13 protein-coding genes are annotated in these 14649 nt (G+C 66.7%); 8 read left to right on the top strand and 5 right to left on the bottom strand.

The window, feature by feature from the left end:
• The first annotated feature begins 507 nt into the window (after positions 1 to 507).
• Together RTY46_RS18810 and RTY46_RS18805 are read left to right on the top strand one after the other, a co-directional pair.
• Positions 508 to 1371: a pirin family protein gene (locus tag RTY46_RS18810; protein ID WP_312710287.1), complete on the top strand. Its 864-nt coding sequence runs from the start codon at positions 508 to 510 to the stop codon at positions 1369 to 1371.
• A gap of 193 nt (positions 1372 to 1564) precedes the next feature.
• A complete protein-coding gene (locus RTY46_RS18805; protein WP_312710286.1) occupies positions 1565 to 2023 on the top strand; it encodes a hypothetical protein in 459 nt (152 codons plus the stop codon).
• A gap of 54 nt (positions 2024 to 2077) precedes the next feature.
• Here the strand turns inward: RTY46_RS18805 and RTY46_RS18800 are convergent, their stop codons facing one another.
• Positions 2078 to 2929 carry a pirin family protein gene (locus tag RTY46_RS18800; RefSeq protein ID WP_312710285.1) on the bottom strand — a complete coding sequence of 284 codons (852 nt, stop codon included), beginning with the start codon at positions 2927 to 2929 and terminating at the stop codon, positions 2078 to 2080.
• A 233-nt stretch (positions 2930 to 3162) separates the two neighbouring features.
• On the opposite strand from RTY46_RS18800, the gene RTY46_RS18795 reads away from it, so the two are divergent.
• Both RTY46_RS18795 and RTY46_RS18790 read left to right on the top strand, forming a co-directional pair.
• Positions 3163 to 5244 carry a carbon starvation CstA family protein gene (locus RTY46_RS18795; RefSeq protein ID WP_312710284.1) on the top strand — a complete coding sequence of 694 codons (2082 nt, stop codon included), beginning with the start codon at positions 3163 to 3165 and terminating at the stop codon, positions 5242 to 5244.
• Complete coding sequence (locus tag RTY46_RS18790; protein WP_049467479.1) at positions 5244 to 5468, top strand: CstA-like transporter-associated (seleno)protein; 225 nt, start codon at positions 5244 to 5246, stop codon at positions 5466 to 5468. Before RTY46_RS18795 ends, RTY46_RS18790 begins: the two co-directional genes overlap by 1 nt.
• Before the next feature lie 419 nt (positions 5469 to 5887).
• On the opposite strand, the gene RTY46_RS18785 is transcribed toward RTY46_RS18790, so the two are convergent.
• Together RTY46_RS18785 and RTY46_RS18780 are read right to left on the bottom strand one after the other, a co-directional pair.
• Positions 5888 to 7030 carry a DUF3103 family protein gene (locus RTY46_RS18785; RefSeq protein WP_312710282.1) on the bottom strand — a complete coding sequence of 381 codons (1143 nt, stop codon included), beginning with the start codon at positions 7028 to 7030 and terminating at the stop codon, positions 5888 to 5890.
• Between the two features lie 143 nt (positions 7031 to 7173).
• Positions 7174 to 8424 (bottom strand): DUF819 family protein, encoded by a 1251-nt coding sequence (locus tag RTY46_RS18780; protein ID WP_312710281.1) that lies wholly within the window; start codon positions 8422 to 8424, stop codon positions 7174 to 7176.
• 137 nt (positions 8425 to 8561) lie between these two features.
• Here RTY46_RS18780 and RTY46_RS18775 point away from each other — a divergent pair, with 137 nt between their 5' ends.
• Positions 8562 to 8951 carry a VOC family protein gene (locus tag RTY46_RS18775; RefSeq protein WP_312710280.1) on the top strand — a complete coding sequence of 130 codons (390 nt, stop codon included), beginning with the start codon at positions 8562 to 8564 and terminating at the stop codon, positions 8949 to 8951.
• A 147-nt stretch (positions 8952 to 9098) separates the two neighbouring features.
• Here RTY46_RS18775 and RTY46_RS18770 read toward each other — a convergent pair whose 3' ends face one another.
• Together RTY46_RS18770 and RTY46_RS18765 are read right to left on the bottom strand one after the other, a co-directional pair.
• A complete protein-coding gene (locus RTY46_RS18770; RefSeq protein ID WP_312710279.1) occupies positions 9099 to 10385 on the bottom strand; it encodes a HAMP domain-containing sensor histidine kinase in 1287 nt (428 codons plus the stop codon).
• Positions 10369 to 11079 carry a response regulator transcription factor gene (locus RTY46_RS18765; protein WP_312710288.1) on the bottom strand — a complete coding sequence of 237 codons (711 nt, stop codon included), beginning with the start codon at positions 11077 to 11079 and terminating at the stop codon, positions 10369 to 10371. The genes RTY46_RS18770 and RTY46_RS18765 overlap by 17 nt, the downstream gene beginning before the upstream one ends.
• Positions 11080 to 11209: 130 nt before the next feature.
• On the opposite strand from RTY46_RS18765, the gene RTY46_RS18760 reads away from it, so the two are divergent.
• The 3 genes from RTY46_RS18760 to RTY46_RS18750 form a co-directional block, all read left to right on the top strand.
• Positions 11210 to 12913 carry a glycosyltransferase family 39 protein gene (locus RTY46_RS18760; protein ID WP_312710278.1) on the top strand — a complete coding sequence of 568 codons (1704 nt, stop codon included), beginning with the start codon at positions 11210 to 11212 and terminating at the stop codon, positions 12911 to 12913.
• Between the two features lie 109 nt (positions 12914 to 13022).
• On the top strand, positions 13023 to 13775 hold the full coding sequence (locus tag RTY46_RS18755) for a phosphatase PAP2 family protein (protein WP_312710277.1): 753 nt from the start codon (positions 13023 to 13025) through the stop codon (positions 13773 to 13775).
• Positions 13772 to 14649: phosphoethanolamine transferase domain-containing protein (locus RTY46_RS18750; protein WP_312710275.1), on the top strand; the 878-nt coding region annotated here is incomplete at its 3' end. The genes RTY46_RS18755 and RTY46_RS18750, both read left to right, overlap by 4 nt.

The following is a 14649-nucleotide window of genomic DNA, read 5'->3' as shown; positions in this document are numbered from 1 at the left end:
TCCTGCCCAACCCGCCCGAGGCATGCCTCGGGCCCATGGCGCCTGCGGTCCTGCCAGCCCACACCGCCCCACCCCTGACAGTTTCCCGGTGACGGTGGGTAAACAGCCACTTCATTTGGGATCACTACGAACTGGTGGGTGGCTACCTTGGTGGCCACCAGGAGCGAAGCGACCGGCGTTTGATTTTGATTTTCTTTTTTCTTTTCCGTGGCTGACGCGCACGGAAACCGTCAGGGGCCGGGGCGGGTTGGGGGCGCGGGACCGCAGGCGCCATGGATGGCGCCTACGAGCCTCCAGGGACGGATTCACGGCGTGTCCCGCGCCCCCTACCCGCCCCGGCCCAACACGAAATTCGCACCGCACAGCCACGAGGGGCTGCGCCGTTGGCTGGAACCTCGTCGAGCAAGCTCGACGCTACGGAACAGGCTGTTACCCGCATGGGGCATGTGCCCGCCACGACCGCATGCCATGCTGGCGCCCTTGATCCCTGCCAGCGAGAACGCCCGCATGACCACCATCATCGCCCCGCGCGTCCACGACATCGGCGGCCTGGAAGTGCGCCGCGCCGTCCCCACGCTGCAGGCCCGCAGCATCGGTTCGTTCGTGTTCGTCGACCAGATGGGCCCGGCCATCATGCACCCCGGCACCGCCATCGACGTGCGCCCGCACCCGCATATCGGCCTGGCGACGGTGACCTACCTGTGGTCCGGAGCGATCGGCCACCGCGATACGCTGGGCTCGGACCAGGTGATCCGCCCCGGCGATGTGAACTGGATGACCGCCGGCCGCGGCATTGCCCATTCCGAACGCACGCCGCCGCCGGATCGCGGGCACGACAACCCGATCCACGGCATGCAGACCTGGGTGGCGCTGCCGAAGTCGCATGAGGAAATCGAACCGGCGTTCTACCACCACGCTGCCGCTACCCTGCCCGAGCAGCGCCGCAACGGCGCCTGGCTGCGGGTGATCGCCGGCCGCGCCTACGGCGAGGAATCGCCGGTGAAGGTCTTCGCCGATACCTTGAACGTGGCGATCGACCTGGACCCGGATGCCGAGATCGATATCGACAATGGCCACCGCGAACGTGCGCTGTACATCCTGGAAGGCCAGGCCCAGCTGGATGGCGTGGACATTCCCGCCCAGCACCTGGTCATCCCCGAAGCCGGCGCCATCGGCCGCCTGCGCGCAAAGACGCCGGTGAAGGCCATGGTGTTCGGCGGCGAACCGCTGGATGGGCCGCGTCACCTGTGGTGGAACTTCGTGTCCAGTTCGAAAGAACGCATCGAACAAGCCAAGCATGACTGGGAAGCCGGGCGTTTCGGCACCATCCCGGGCGATGACAAGGAATTCATTCCGCTGCCGCAGTATTGACCGCAGTCCAGCAGGCTCGACTCTGCGGCCCGTGATGGTTACATCTGCAACCGCAATTTGTGCGATCGCTCACGTTCCGTTAAGGTCGGCTTGACCTCCCGTGCACACGCGGGGCGTCGGCATCCGGGGATGGGGTGCCTGCGCCGCCGGTGCCATCGGCGGAGGCTTGGGCCATACCACCTTGGGGGAATGCATGAAGTCCGTGCCTGTTCTGTTGTCGAGCCTGCTGTTTGCCGCGGCCAGCGCCGCTGCGCAGCCTCCGGCTGACTGTCCGACCCTGCCGGCCAGCAGTGGCCTGCAATGGCAGCAGCAGGCGCAGAGTGATTTCCTGGTTTGTCGCGCGAGCACGGCCGATGGCCGCGAAGTGCTCAGCCTGATGCTCAGCCAGCGCGATCCGGATATTCCGCTCAGCCGTTCGTTGCGCCAGGAGAAGGGCACCTTCGGTGGCGAATCGATGTACTGGTACCAGCCCGACCTGGGCGGCCAGCAGCCCCCCGGTTATGCCGAACGTCGCATCAGCGTGATCAAGCTCGACAAGGGCCGCTATGCACAGATCGCGTTGTACCCGGACACCACCCAGGAACGGGACAGCCTGCAACAGCTGGCACAGGACATGAGCCTGACCCCGACCGCCGTGGCCGACGGCCGCTGAGTGAACGCGGGGATGACTGCCTGGCAGCCTCCCCGCCCCACCGTTGGCGATTCCCTAGAAGCGGCCTTCCTGGAAATCCACGAAGGCCTGCATCAGTTCCTGCCGGGTGTTCATCACGAACGGCCCGTGGCGCATGACCGGTTCACGCAACGGCCGCCCGGCAACCAGGATCAGCCGCGCGCCCTCGCTGCCGGCCGAGACATGCAGCTGTTCGCCGCCGCCCAGCACGGCCAGTTCCTGCCGCGCCACATCGCGCGCGGCATCCTGCTCGCCCACGGTCAGCGCGCCTTCGAACACGTAGGCGAAGGCGTTGTGGCCTTCGGGCAGCGTGTAGGTCCACGCACGATCCGGCGCCAGGGTGATATCGAGATAGACCGGATCGGTGGCCGGCTGGGCGATCGGCCCCACGGTGCCATCGACCGCGCCGGCAATCACCTTCACCTGCACGCCGTCGGCCGGCTGCACGACCGGAATGCGCTCGGGCGCGAACTCCTGGTACTTGGGGTCGGTCATCTTGTCGCGCGCCGGCAGGTTCACCCACAGCTGGAAGCCGCGCATCTGCCCGCTTTCCTGCTCGGGCATTTCCGAATGCACCAGGCCACGCCCGGCGGTCATCCACTGCACGCTGCCCGGGGTCAACAGGCCTTCGTTGCCATGGTTGTCACGGTGGCGCATGCGCCCGTCGAGCATGTAGGTCACGGTCTCGAAGCCCCGGTGCGGATGCTCGGGGAAGCCGGCGATGTAATCCTCGGCGCGGTCGGTGCCGAATTCATCCAGCAGCAGGAAGGGGTCCAGGTCAGGCAAAGACGGACCGCCGATGACGCGGGTCAGGCGCACGCCAGCGCCGTCGGACGTGGGCATGCCACGGATCGTGCGCAGCACGCGCACCGGCTCGGGAAGACTCATGGCAACTCCTGTGGAATGGATGCCCATGAAGATGGACGCTGCAGCGCGGCGGGCCAATGGATGGCGCCGCAACCGATTGTTCCATTGCTGGTGTTTGCCCGGCGTCATGTCCGCCGCGCGCCTGCGCCTGCGTTGTGTTCGACCAAAGTACTAACGAAGAAGGCTCCCGTGGACATTGACCCTGCCAAGGGCACGCGGGACTCTTTCACTGTCTTTCCGGGAGAGAGCACCTCATGAAAGGGTTTTCCAAACTGGGCTGGGCCGCACTGGCCCTGCTCGGCGCGTTCTGTCTGGGCACCGTCGCCCTGCGCCGCGGCGAACATATCAATGCACTGTGGATCGTGGTGGCCGCGGTATCGTTGTATCTGGTCGCCTATCGCTACTACAGCCTGTTCATCGCCAACAAGGTGATGCAGCTCGATCCCACCCGGGCCACCCCGGCGGTGATCAACAACGACGGTCTGGACTATGTTCCGACCAACAAGCACGTGCTGTTCGGCCACCACTTCGCTGCAATTGCAGGTGCCGGTCCGCTGGTCGGCCCGGTGCTTGCCGCGCAGATGGGCTACCTGCCCGGCCTGCTGTGGCTGGTGGTGGGCGTGGTGTTGGCCGGTGCGGTGCAGGACTTCATGGTCCTGTTCCTGTCCAGCCGCCGCAACGGTCGTTCACTGGGTGACCTGGTGCGCGAGGAAATGGGCCAGGTTCCCGGCACCATCGCCCTGTTCGGCGCCTTCCTGATCATGATCATCATCCTGGCGGTGCTGGCCATGGTGGTAGTGAAGGCGCTGGCGGAAAGCCCGTGGGGCATGTTCACGGTGATCGCCACGATGCCCATCGCGATCCTGATGGGTGTGTACATGCGCTACATCCGGCCGGGCAAGATCGGTGAGATCTCGGTGGTCGGCCTGATCCTGCTGCTGGCGGCGATCTGGTTCGGCGGCAAGGTTGCGGCCGACCCGGTCTGGGGTCCGGCCTTCACGTTCACCGGCACCCAGATCACCTGGATGCTGATCGGCTACGGCTTCGTCGCCTCGGTGCTGCCGGTGTGGCTGCTGCTGGCCCCGCGCGACTACCTGTCCACCTTCCTGAAGATCGGCACGATCATCGCCCTGGCCATCGGCATCGTGGTGGTCATGCCGGAATTGAAGATGCCCGCGCTGACCCAGTTCGCCGCCAGCGGTGACGGCCCGGTGTGGAAGGGCGGCATGTTCCCGTTCCTGTTCATCACCATCGCCTGCGGCGCGGTGTCCGGTTTCCATGCGCTGATTTCCTCGGGCACCACGCCCAAGCTGCTGGCCAATGAAGCGCACATGCGCTACATCGGCTACGGCGGCATGCTGATGGAATCGTTCGTGGCAGTAATGGCGTTGGTGGCGGCCTCGATCATCGATCCGGGCATCTACTTCGCGATGAACAGCCCCGCTGCCGTGATCGGTGCCGATGCCGTTTCGGCCGCGCACTACATCACCAACACCTGGGGCTTCACCATCACCCCGGAACAGTTGAACGCCACGGCGGCAGCGATCGGTGAACCGACCATCCTGCATCGCGCCGGTGGTGCGCCCACGCTGGCGGTAGGCATCGCACAGATCCTGCACGAGGCCATTCCCAGCAGCAGCGACGCGATGATGGCGTTCTGGTACCACTTCGCCATCCTGTTCGAGGCGCTGTTCATCCTGACCGCCGTGGATGCCGGTACCCGCGCCGGTCGCTTCATGCTGCAGGACCTGCTGGGCAACTTCGTGCCGGCGCTGAAGAAGACCGAATCGTGGACGGCCAACATCATCGGCACGGCCGGCTGCGTGGCGCTGTGGGGCTACCTGCTGTACACCGGGGTGGTCGATCCGTTCGGTGGGATCCAGACGCTGTGGCCGCTGTTCGGCATTTCCAACCAGATGCTGGCCGGTATCGCGCTGATGCTGGGCACGGTGGTGCTGTTCAAGATGAAGCGTGACCGCTACGCGTGGGTGACCGCCGTGCCGGCGGTGTGGCTGCTGATCTGCACCACCTACGCCGGCTTCATCAAGATCTTCGACAGCAACCCGGCCCAGGGCTTCCTGGCGCAGGCGCACAAGTACCAGGCGGCCATCGCCACTGACACCATCACCGCACCGGCCAAGACCGTGGGCCAGATGCAGCAGATCGTAGTCAATGCCTACGTGAACACCGGCCTGACCGCGCTGTTCCTGCTGGTGGTGGCCTCGGTGCTGGTGTATGCGATCAAGACCATCCTGGCGGCCCGCCGCAACCCGCAGCGGACCGATCGCGAAACCCCTTACGTGGCGCTGAAGCCGCACGAAATGGTGGATCTGTGATGAGTACCCAACTGGTTCCCGTCGGCCAGTACCAGGCGCACCGCCGTATATGGCGGCGCCTGGTGCAGACCGCGCGGCTGTGCTGCGGCATTCCTGATTACGACAACTACGTCCGGCACATGCTGGAAAAGCATCCGGACCAGGAGCCGATGGACTACAAGACGTTCTTCCGCGAGCGCCAGGAAGCGCGCTACGGCGGCCGCAACGGCGGGCGCTGCTGCTGAGGCTTTTGGGTGGGTGCCGGGCTTGCAGCCCGGCACCCGCAGAAGCCGGAGCAACTGCCACTGCGACTGCGACTGCAACTGTGACTGCAAGAGCGTCGGCTCTGGGTTTCTGTTTGTCTGGCGGGGAGGTGTCGGATTGCGGGGACGCCGCAAGTACGTCCGTGTAGGCTTGGCCGCCGCATCCATGCGGCGGACACCCCGCAATCCGACACCGCCCCACCTTAGACAGATTGCCGGTGACGGCGGGACGCATGCGGGGTCAGATCCGTTTCCCGAAGGAAACGGATCTGACCCCATTCTGTTTATCGATATCTGACAGAAGTGCCGACCAACGGTCGGCACCCACCTACAGCCGCGTGAGCCTGTCGAAGGCGAGGTGGGTCCGGTTGCGGGGTTACAGGGCTGCAAGCCCTGCTGGCCTAGTCCACCAGAGTGATGGGTGTGAGGGTGACCTTGGCGTTGTTCGCCGCGCCCATGCGGTCGGTGTAGCCCTGCCCGCGCTGCAGCAGGTAGAAGCTGTCCAGGTAATCGATATCGTTGGCAAACCACGAGGTCGGCATGGCCTTGAGGATCGCTCCGGCGATATCGGCAATCACCGCGTACTCGGGAGCGAAGGCGCCCAACGCCGTCTTCACTCCGGTGGCCAGGGCGACCAGCAGTTCCTGGTAGTTGGTATCGCCATCGTCTTCGAACAGCTGCACGTTGGCCGCGTTGAAGCGGTAGTTGCCCCAGATCACCAACGGCTGCTGGGGCGTGTAGTCGGTCTGGTCATGGTCCAGCCACGGCATGTCCACCGTCATCATTTCCGGTTCGGTGGCGTCGACCTGCAGGCCTGACACGACCGCGAACACTTCGGCCGCGCCCAGCGCCCACGGCTCCTGGTCGTCATTCAGACGAATACGGTCCAGGCGAGTGATGTCCAGCGAGGCGCTGGCACCGTCGGCCGACAGCGTGATGCGTTCAGGTGACTGCAGCCCGCGCGCGCGCAGGCCCGCATTGACCAGTGCCATGCCCTCCTTCACCGCACGCCGGGTATCCACGTCCACGATCAGCACGGGCACGTCCGGTGCCTGCCGGGCATCAAGCAGGTGCGCGCGCCCCTGCGCGTCGTAAGCGGTCAGCGTGGTCCAGTGACGATCATCGCCACGTGGCAGGCTGGCCACCCACAATCGCTCCGGTGCGACCGCAGCCAGCGAGGCACCTGCGGGCACGAACGCCCGCAGCTGCAGCAGCCCCGGCCCCTGCTGGACCAGGCCCTTGCGCTGGCGCACCTGCTGGTCCTGCGTGGCCAGCAGCGTGCTGGCGCGGGTGCGTGCCTGCGGATCGAAGCGGGCCATCACCTGCTGCAGGGCGACTCCCTGCTCCGGCCCTGCCTGCAGGGCGGCGCGCGCACTGGCGGCAAACCCCGGCTGGGCCAGCAACGCGGCAACCTCGCGCGCACTGCTTTCGGTGATCGCCTGTACGTCAGCGCGCTGCAGCGTCAAAGGCGCCTGCGCGAAGGCGCTACCAGCGGCAAGCACCAGGGTCAGTACTGCCGCACGAAACATCCGTTCTTTCGTCATGGTCATACCTGGGCAGAGGCTGGCAGCTGCCAGCGGAAGTGCCCACGGTACGGAGCGCACCGGATCGGTTCCGATATGCACCGCACAGTTCGTGCGGTTGCGGGGGAATGCGTCAGGCGCGGCCTGCGCATTCCCCCGGCCGATTACGCGCCCGCCATCGCCTTCAGGATCAAGCCGGTGACGTAGGCCAGGCCGGTGCCGGTGGCATAGCCCACCGTGCCCAGCAGCACGCCCACCGGCGCCAGTGACGGATGGAACGCAGCGGCCACCACCGGCGCCGATGCGGCCGCGCCAATATTGCCCATCGAGCCGACACCAAAGAAGAACAGCGGTGCGCGCACCAGGCGTGCCACGATCCACAGCACCAGCACGTGGGTGGCCATCCAGATCAGGCCCAGGGCGAACAGCCAGGGGCGATCCAGCAGCGACAGCAGGTCCATCTGCATGCCGATGCAGGCAATCAGGAAGTACAGGAACACGGTGCCCAGGCGCGATGCACCGGCCGATTCGAGGCGGCGCGCCCGGGTGAAGCTCAGCCCCAGGCCGAACGCGGTGGACAGCAGCACCACCCACACGAACTGGCTGTCCAGGCTGAACTGGCTGGACCAACCCACATTCGCCTTGAACCAGGCGGCCAGCTGCGCAGCGATGGCATGCGCCAACCCCACCCCGCCCAGCGCCACGCCGACGATCACCATCAGGTCGGTGAGGGTGGGAATACGCGAATTCTGCGCTTCATAGGCACTGATACGCGCCTTCATTTCATCGATGGCGCGGGTATCGGCACCGCTGCGGGTGTCGATCTGCTGCGCACGGTTGGCCAGGAACAGCAGGATGGCCATCCACAGGCTGGCGCAGGCCACATCGACCACGGCGAACTGGCCGAAGGTGGTGGCGTCGGTGCCGAAGATCTCGCGCATGGCCACCATGTTGGCGCCGCCACCGATCCAGCTGCCGGCCAGCGCGGCCATGCCGGCCCAGGTATCACCGGCCACGGTTTCGGGATGGATGAACTTCATCACCTGGAACGACACGATGGCCCCGAGCATGATGCCGGCGGTACCGGCGCAGAACACGAGGATCAGCTTGGGACCAAGCTTGGCGATGCCCTTCAGGTCGATCGACAGCGTCAGCAGCACCAGCGCTGCCGGCAGCAGCACGTCCCGGGCGACCGGGTTGTACAAGGCCGTGTTATGGCCGTCGATCAGACCGGTGGTGTTGTAGATGGCCGGGATGAAGTAGCACAGCAGCAGAGCCGGCACCCAGGCGAAGATCTTCTTCAACAGCGGGGTGGGACCACTGGCGGCCCAGAAGATCAGGGCCAGGGTGGCAGCGATCAGGCCGAGGCCTACGATGTCGCTGGTGATCAGAGCAGTAGCGGGTTCGGTCGGCATGGGATCCTCTGTCGATCGAAAGGGCATGGAAAAAAAAGCGCCGCATCGGTGCGGCACGGCCCGAGGTTAACATCGTCTTCACACGGGGTCATGCTGCAGTGCCGGCCACCCTCCCTTCCCGCAACGGAGCGCGTGCCATGCAACTGGGTGCTTTTTCAGTCAGCCTGTCGGTCAAGGATCTGAGTGCTTCGCGCGCGTTCTACGAGGCATTGGGGTTCAGCGTGACCGGGGGCGATGCCAGCCAGAACTGGCTGGTGCTGCGCAACGAGGGGATCGTGATAGGGCTGTTCCAGGGCATGTTCGAAGGCAACCTGCTGACCTTCAACCCGGGCTGGGACCAGCACAAGCAGGAACTGGCCGATTTCCAGGACGTGCGCGAGCTGCAGGCAGTCATCGAGGGCCAGGGTATCGAGCTGGCAGTGCGCACCGATCCCGATGGCCAGGGTACCGGCTATGTGCAGTTGGCCGATCCGGATGGCAACGTGATTCTGATCGACCAGCACGTGGCGCGGCCGAGAACGCGGTAATCCGCTCGGGTGGGCGTCGACGTTGCGTCGGGGCGTAATCGGCTCTGGTAGGCGTCGACCTTGGTCGACGCAGAGCGTGCCAACCAAGGTTGGCACCTACCGGATCAAGGCGTGCCACCCAAGGTTGGCACCTGCCCATTGTTGGGATCAGCTCGGGCGCGAGGCGGCGAAATCGAGCGTGACCCGGGTGCCGCGCGGTTCGCAGGGCTGGAACGTCAGGGTCCAGCCCAGGTGTTCGCAGAGACGCGCGATCAGTTCCAGACCGATGCCACCACGGTCGGCTCGCTCGCCCCGCGCCAGGCGTGCATGGATCGCGGCGATTTCTTCCGGGCTCATGCCATGCCCCGGGTCCTGCAGGGTCAGCACGGCCTGTGCACTCAGGCTCATCTCGATATGGCCGCGCCCGCTGTTTTCGATGGCGTTGCGCAGCAGGTTGCCGATGGCCGCCTGCACGACCGCCAGGGGTGCCACGATGTCCACGGCTGCTGCCTGGACGCCGATGCTCAGGTCCTTGTCACCCAGCAGATGGCGATGATCGTCAACGATGTCCGGCAGCAGCTGGTCCAGCGCGATGCGTTCTGCGCGCGAGCTCAGCCGTGCCGGGTCGCGCGCCAGCACGAGCAGCAGCTCGATCAGGTCTTCCACACCCTGCGCGGTGCGCAGCACCCGCTGCATCTGCTGGCGCGCACGCTCGGGCAGGCCCGGCTGCTCCAGTGCCAGTTCGGCCGCACCAGTCACCACGGCAATGGGCGTTCGCAGTTCATGGCTGGCCGTGCTGATGAACACCCGTTCGCGTTCGACGAACTGTTCGTTGCGGTCCAGGTAGTCATTCAATGCATCGGCGATGGTGTGCAGCTCGGAACTGCCGCGCGGATCGACCTCGATGCGCTGGCCCTGTTCGCCTGGGCGCAGCGCGCCGATGTTGCGCGCCAGCAGGCTCAGCGGCCGTACCATGCGCTCCATGCCGAAGGACGCCATCATGACGGTGACGAAGATCATGATGATGCCAGCCAGCATCACCCAGCGCGTGGCGAACTGCTCCAGGTCGTGGAAATCGGTGATATCCAGCGCCAACGCCACGCGGCCCAGCGTGGGCGTGTCGCGCACCATCACGGCGGTTTCGCGTTCGTCGATCAGCACGCCATCATGCAGGCCCGGGTGCAGCATGCGCACGCTGTCGGGCAGGTCGGGCTGGCCGAACCGGTACAGGCTGAGGGTGTCCGAATCCTGCCAGTGGTAATCCGGTTCGCGCCGGGTGTGTTCCAGGATGCTGTCCAGCTCGGAGTTGAGCAGCGCGCGCCAGGCCGCATGTTCGGCGTGCTCGTGCACGTAGTTGCCGACGCTGAACACCGCCAGCGACAGCAGCGCCAGGTAGCCCAGCAGCCACCACACCACGCGGCGGTAGAGCGGGCCCGGCTTACGCGCGCGCGGCATCGCTGTCGACCTCGGTCGCCGGGCTGGCGGCCAGCCGGTAGCCCACCCGCGGCAGGGTGTGGATCAGCTTGTCGGCGAAGGGGCCGTCCACGCTGCGGCGCAGTTCATACACGTGCGAACGCAGCAGGTCGCCATCGGGCGGCTCGTCGCCCCACAGGGCGAATTCCAGCTGCTGGCGGGTGACTGCACCGGGGCTGGCGCGCATCAGCACCTCCAGCAGCTTGCGGCACGCCGGGTACAGGTGCAGCGCCTGCCCGCCACGCTGCGCTTCCAGAGTGGCCAGGTCCAGTACCAGATCGGCCACCTGCAGGCGCTTGCGCGGGTTGCGCCCATTGGCGCGCAGCAACAGCGCTTCCAGCCGCACCTCCAGTTCCGGCAGGGCAAAGGGCTTGGTCAGGTAGTCATCGGCCCCGGCGCGGAAGCCGGCGATCTTGTCGGGCAGCTCGTCGCGGGCGGTCAGCATGATCACCGGCACTTCCGAACCGTGCTCGCTGCGCAGGCGGCGCAGCACTTCCGGGCCTTCCATGCGTGGCAGCATCCAGTCCAGGATGACCACGTCGTAGGGATGGCTGCCGGCCAGGTGCAGCCCGGTGATGCCATCGGGGGCCACGTCCAGCACATGTCCGCGCGACTCGAAGTAGTCGAACAGATTGGCCACCAACTGACGGTTGTCTTCGATCACCAACAGGCGCATGCGCGGCAGGTCCACGGGAACTGGCCCCATGGTAGCCGTGCCCGTGTCGGAAAGCGGTCGGGATGGCGTCCTTCCGACAGCTTTCCCACGCCGCCCCTTGCACGCTGCGCGTTTTACCCCGGAGCCTGCCGTGCCCGATGCCCTGCCTCGCCGCTGGCGCCTGCCGTTGCTCTGGCTGCTAGTAACCGTGGCCCTGGCGGCCGGGTTGGGGCTGCGCCAGCCGCAGCCGCCGGACGAGCCGCGTTTCGTGCTGGCCGCCCGCAGCATGGTCGACAGCGGGCAGTGGCTGCTGCCACACCGAGGAATCGAGCTGTACGCAGAGAAGCCGCCGGTGTTCATGTGGCTGCAGGCCGCCGCTTACCACGTGGTGGGCAGCTGGACGTGGTCGTTCCTGCTGCCGTCGCTGCTGGCGGCGCTGCTCAGCCTGTGGCTGGTGTCCGATCTGGCGCGCCGGCTGTGGTCGCCACGGCATTCCCTGTACGCAGTGGCCGCGTTGTTCTGCACCCTGCAGTTCGGGTTGATGGCCAAGCGCGCGCAGATCGACATGGTGCTGGTGGGCATGACCACCGCGGCCCTGTGGGGCCTGCTTCGCCACCTGTGCGAAGGCCGCAACCTGCCCGCCCTGTGGCTGGCCGGTGTCGCCGCGGGTGTCGGCACGGTGACCAAGGGCGTCGGCTTCCTGCCACTGTTGATGGTACTGCCGTGGCTGGGCTGGCGGCTGTACCAGCGCCGCCACGGGCGCGTGGTGGACGGCCCGCACCCGGCCACGCTGCTGTGGTTGCTGCCGGCGTTCCTGCTGGGCACGGCAGTCTGGCTGGCGCCGCTGGGGTGGGCACTGCTGCATGAGCCCAGCGCTGCGCTGCAATCGTATGCGCATGAGTTGCTGTTCAAGCAGACCGGCACCCGCTATGCCAGTGCCTGGCACCATCGGCAGCCGGTCTGGTACTACCTGCAGGTGATCCTGACCCTGTGGCTGCCCGGCAGCCTGTTGCTGCCGCTGTTGTTCAAGCCATGGTGGCGTCGCCTGCGCCGTGGTGACCGCCGCCCGTGGCTGCTGCTGGGCTGGGCCGTGCTGGTGCTGGCGTTCTTCAGCGCCAGCCCGGGCAAGCGTGAGGTCTACCTGCTGCCGATGCTGCCGGCGATGGCACTGGCCGTGGCGCCGCTGCTGCCCGGCCTGCTGCGCCGGGTCTGCGTGCGTCGCTATCTGTTCGGCTACAGCCTGCTGCTGATGTTGGCCACCGGCGTGCTCGGCGCCATGCTGATGACAGCGTACCCGTGGGCGGTAGCGCAGTTGCAGCGACGGGCGATGCCGGACACCCTGCTGCCGGTACTGGGCGAAGGGCTGCTGATCTTCGCCATCGCGCTGGCCACGCAGATCGTGTGGCTGCGGGTACGCCGTGCAGGGACCCTGGTGCTGCTGGCCCACGGCATGTTGTGGATGCTCCATGGCCTGGTGCTGATGCCGGCACTGGATCCCTATGCATCCGCGTCGGCGCTGATGCATCGGGTTGGGACGCGGATCGGCCCGGATGCCGAACTGGCACTGGTCGCGTGGCGAGAGCAGAACCTGCTGCAGGCCGACCGCCCGGTGCGCGAATTCGGTTTCAAGCGGCCCTGGGCCGAGCAATGGCATGCCGCCGGTCCGTGGCTGGCCGAAGCACCGGAAAGGCGCTGGCTGCTGGTGCTGGACGCTGCGATGAGCCCGTGCGTGGATCCGGCCAAGGTGATCGACATCGGTGTTGCCAACCGCAATCGCTGGCAGCTGCTGCCCGGCACGGCCTGGAACCGGCAGTGCCATGCCGAGCGGATCGGCGCGACCACCGAAGAAGACTGAACGCAGGCACGCACCTGTCCTTCATTAACCCGCTACGAACGCGCGTCCGACCCTTCTCCGACATCCCGGTGCCGAGCATGGCGGCATATCCCGAAGCGCCCTTGCCTACATGCCCGTCCGCTCCTTTGATCCAGTCGCGCCGTCTGCGACATCGCCGTGGGTGTCACGCTTTGCGGTCACTCACCTCTGGCTGCCTGTCGCACTCGGGCTGCCCCTGTTCACCCTGCTGATGGGTTTCGGGGGCGACCAATGGCTGGCCGATCACCTGTTCCGCCTGGAGGGCGGCCACTGGGCATTGCAGGACGCCTGGTTCACCCGCACCGTGGTGCACAAGGCCGGCAAGTGGCTGAGCACGGCAGCGGCGCTGGTGGCGATCCTGCTGTGCTTTCATCACTGGCGCGTGGGGCGCGATCGCACACTGCGCTGGGCGCTGCTGTATGTGGTCGTTGCCATGGCGCTGGGCACCGGCATGATCTCCCTGCTGAAGACGCTGGTGCCGATGGACTGCCCCTGGGACCTGCTGCGCTACGGCGGCGACCACCCCTTCATTGGGCTGTTTACCGTGCGCCCGGCTGGCATGGCCGCGCAGGCCTGTTTCCCGGCCGGCCACGCCAGCGCCGGATACGCGTGGTTCTGCCTGTACTTCTTCGCCCTGCTGTGGCGGCCGGCGTGGCGCTGGGCCGGGCTCTGGATCGGTCTGGGCAGCGGGTTGCTGTTCGGTATCAGCCAGCAACTGCGCGGCGCGCACTTCCTGTCGCATGATGTGGCCACCGCATTGATCTGCTGGGTGCTGTCGCTGGGCCTGTACACCCTGACCCGCCGCCACCTGGATCGCGCCCGCCGCACGGAGGCAGCCGCATGAACGCATCGGTCGAGCGCTCGCTGCGCCTGCCCGCGCTGTCTTCCCTGCGGCAATGGCGGCCGCAGCTGTCCACCGAAGCACTGATCGCGCTTACCAGCCTGTTCTTCGCCATTGCCGGCAATGCGCTGTTCTGGCGCAGCGCCATGGCCAGCCACCCCGGCAGCCTGCGTTACGCATTGTCGCTGCTGATGCTGCTGCTGGGTGCGCACGGTGTACTGCTGGGCCTGCTGGTGTGGCGCTGGAACGCCAGGATGGTGACCAGCGCGCTGCTGCTGGTAACCGCCTTCGCCGCACACTACATGAGCCAGTTCCACATCTATCTGGATGCGGACATGCTGCGCAACGTGCTGGCCACCGACCCGAAGGAGAGCCGCGAGCTCATGACTGGCTCGCTGCTCTGGCCGGTGCTGTTGCTGGCGGTGCTGCCGATGGCGCTGCTGTGGCGCGTGCAGCTGCGCAGGCGAAGCTGGAGCCGAACGCTGCTGTGGCGCGCTGGCTTCCTGCTGGTGGCGGCTACCACCATGTTGGGCGGTGCGCTGCTTTCGTTCCAGGATGTCTCGGCCCTGATGCGCAACCAGCGCGAGGTGCGCTATCTCGCTACCCCCGCCAACGTACTGCTGGGCCTGCCGCGCGCACTACGCAGCGACAACCCGGTGCAGCGCGCGCCGAAAGTGCCGATCGGCACCGATGCAGTGGCCACGCCGCGCGCGCCCAGCAGCAAGCCGCGGCTGCTGGTGATCGTGATGGGAGAGACACTGCGCGCGCAGGATTGGGGCCTCAACGGTGGGCGCAATACCACGCCCGAACTGGCCCAGGCGCCGGTCATCAATTTCCCCGATATGCATTCGTGCGGCACCAGCACCAAAGTCTCGCT

Origin of the sequence: Stenotrophomonas sp., from assembly GCF_032056425.1 — a bacterium.
Classification (GTDB): Bacteria; Pseudomonadota; Gammaproteobacteria; order Xanthomonadales; family Xanthomonadaceae; genus Stenotrophomonas.
This window is presented reverse-complemented; position numbering and strand designations above follow the sequence as displayed.